This window comes from Emticicia sp. W12TSBA100-4 (assembly GCF_040253585.1).
Taxonomy (GTDB): domain Bacteria; phylum Bacteroidota; class Bacteroidia; order Cytophagales; family Spirosomataceae; genus Emticicia.
In genome coordinates this window covers 1-710 of sequence record NZ_JBELAU010000065.1, presented here as the reverse complement: position 1 = coordinate 710, position 710 = coordinate 1, and the positions used below count along the sequence as shown (strand labels likewise).

General features: G+C 45.8%; 1 pseudogene. It reads left to right on the top strand.

What is annotated here, in order from left to right:
* A pseudogene (locus ABR854_RS25755) lies at positions 1-710 on the top strand (hypothetical protein); the annotation flags it as partial.

Below are 710 nucleotides of genomic sequence, written 5' to 3'. Positions count from 1 at the left end.
ATATCACAATTTCAGGAATTTACACCGTAACGGTGACAAATAGCAATGGCTGTACAGCAACTGCTACCACCAATGTCACGCTTGATAACAGCGTGCCAAATGCAGTAATCACAGGTACAGCAAACCTAAGTTGTACAACAACATCGGTAATCCGAACAGCCACAGGTGGCGGCACGTATTCATGGTCAAATGGCTTGGGAACAAGTGCCACAGTAAATATCACAAGTTCAGGAATTTATATCGTAACGGTGACGAATAGCAATGGTTGTACCGCCACAGCTACGACCAATGTCACGCTTGATAGCAGTGTTCCGAATGCAGGCATCACAGGGACAACGAATTTAACTTGTACAACGACATCAGTTAGCCGAACAGCCGCAGGCGGTGGCACGTACTCATGGTCGAATGGGCTTGGAACAAGTGCGACGGTAAGTGTCACAACTTCAGGTATTTACACCGTAACAGTGACGAATAGTAATGGTTGTAGTGCCACAGCGACAACAAGTGTTACAATTGATAATAGTGTACCAAGTGCAGGCATCACAGGGACAACGAGTTTAACTTGTACGACCACTTCGGTAGAACGCACAGCCACAGGTGGTGGCACGTATTCATGGTCAAATGGTTTGGGAACGAATGCGACAGTAAATATCACAATTTCAGGAATTTACACCGTAACGGTGACAAATAGCAATGGCTGTACAGCAACT